A 1,791-nucleotide genomic window follows, 5' to 3' on the forward strand; every position below is an offset into this window, starting at 1 on the left:
ACCACCACCGCCGTGCCGTAGGCCAGGACCTCGGTGACGCCCTCCATGATCTCGTTGGCCTCGTAGCGCATGGCGATCACGGCGTTGGCGCCCATGGCCTGCGCATGCGCGACCAGTTCCTCATAGGCCTCGGCCCGCGACGCCTCGGCCAGTTTGACATAGGCGCCGACGCGTCCGCCCAGCATCGACTGCAGCCCGCCTATGGCGTCTGAAATGACGTTGCGCGACCGCACCGTAATCCCCCGCACCAGCCCGAGCGTCCTCACCACCCTGTAGCCGGGCGCGTCATTGGTGGTCACGATCAGCATGGCGGGAGCTGCTGTTCAGCGTCGCTCCAGCACCCGGAAGACGAAGTCATGGTCGTCCTTCTCGCCCGCCGGAACGGCCTCCGACGATACCTCGACCCACGCTGTCTCGTCGAACGCCGGGAACACCGCGTCCCCTTCGGGCTCCGCCTCGACCTCGGTCAGATACAGCCGCTTCGCCCGAGGCAGCGCCGCGGCGAACAGCGCCGTGCCGCCGATGACGCAGACCTCCTCGACCCCGTCGTCCATGGCCTGCTCGCGCGCGATCTCCACCGCCTCGTCCAGCGTCGTGCAGACCACCGCCCCCTTCGCCTCGAACGACTCGTCCTTCGACAGCACCAGGTTCAGCCGCCCCGGCAGCGGCTTCAGGGGCAGGCTCTCCCACGTCCGCCGCCCCATGATGCACGGCTTGCCCATGGTCACCGCCTTGAACCGCTGGAGGTCGCTCCGCAGCCGCCACGGCAGCCCGCCGTCCCTGCCGATCACGCCGTTTCGGGCGCGGGCCACGACCAGGGCGAGATGGGGCAGGGCGCTCACGCCTTGTCCTCCAGCCAGTGCAGCCACTTCCGTTGCATGGCCGCCTCAAGGTCAATCCCGGCCCGATCGCAATAGATCAGCAGCATCCCCAGCACGTCCGCCGCCTCATCACCCAGCTTGTCGGCGTCCGCCGCGCCCCGCGCCCGTCCGCTCATCCGAAGATGCTCGGCGGTCAGTTCGCCCAGCTCCTCCTGCACCTTCAGCAGAGCCCAGTCGCCGGACCGCTCGATGCCGTGCTCGGCCGCATAGATGTCGGAGATGCGCAGGACGTCGGCCTGCAAGGTCTTCAGCTGCATGGCCTCAGACCGCCACCGGCGCCTTGATGTGCGGCCACGGCTCGTAGCCCTCGAGCACGAAATCCTCCAGCCGGTAGGCGAACAGGTCATCCTTCGGCGTGATGGTCATCGACGGCAGCGGCCGCGGCTCGCGGCTCAGCTGCAGCTCCGCCTGCTCGACGTGGTTCAGATACAGGTGGGCGTCGCCGAAGGTGTGCACGAACTCGCCGGGCTCCAGCCCGATCACCTGGGCCATCATCATGGTCAGCAGGGCGTAGGAGGCGATGTTGAAGGGCACGCCGAGGAACACATCGGCCGACCGCTGGTACAGCTGGCAGCTCAGCTTGCCGTCGGCGACGAAGAACTGGAACAGGCAGTGGCACGGCGGCAGGGCCATGTCGTCGACATCGGCCGGGTTCCAGGCGCTGACGATGTGCCGGCGTCCGTTCGGATTGGTCTTCAGCCCGTGGATCAGCTTCTCGATCTGGTCGATGACGCGCCCGTCCGGCGCCGCCCACGAGCGCCACTGCTTCCCGTAGACGGGCCCCAGCTCGCCCTCGGCGTTGGCCCATTCGTCCCAGATGCTGACGCCGTTTTCCTTCAACCAGCCGATGTTGGTCTCGCCGCGAAGGAACCACAGCAGTTCGACGATGATCGAGCGCAGGTGCAACTTC

General features: G+C 67.8%; 4 protein-coding genes. All 4 read right to left on the reverse strand.

Going from position 1 to position 1,791, the window contains the following annotated elements; genetic code table 11:
• Positions 1 to 308: YbjQ family protein (locus VGD32_RS10950; RefSeq protein ID WP_331031920.1), on the reverse strand; the 308-nt coding region annotated here is incomplete at its 3' end.
• A 15-nt stretch (positions 309 to 323) separates the two neighbouring features.
• Positions 324 to 842, reverse strand: coding sequence for a dihydrofolate reductase (locus VGD32_RS10955; RefSeq protein WP_331031921.1), 519 nt, complete (start codon positions 840 to 842; stop codon positions 324 to 326).
• Positions 839 to 1,138 (reverse strand): phosphoribosyl-ATP pyrophosphohydrolase, encoded by a 300-nt coding sequence (locus tag VGD32_RS10960; protein WP_331031922.1) that lies wholly within the window; start codon positions 1,136 to 1,138, stop codon positions 839 to 841. Before VGD32_RS10960 ends, VGD32_RS10955 begins: the two co-directional genes overlap by 4 nt.
• Positions 1,139 to 1,142: 4 nt before the next feature.
• A partial coding sequence (locus VGD32_RS10965; protein WP_331031923.1) for a thymidylate synthase occupies positions 1,143 to 1,791 on the reverse strand: 649 nt, incomplete at its 5' end.

The organism is Brevundimonas sp., from assembly GCF_036402095.1.
Classification (GTDB): Bacteria; Pseudomonadota; Alphaproteobacteria; order Caulobacterales; family Caulobacteraceae; genus Brevundimonas.

Coding starts and splice junctions, on each gene's coding strand:
- VGD32_RS10960 (WP_331031922.1), bottom strand. CDS start 1,138: ATGCAGCTGAAGACCTTGCAGGCCGACGTCCTGCGCATCTCCGACATC.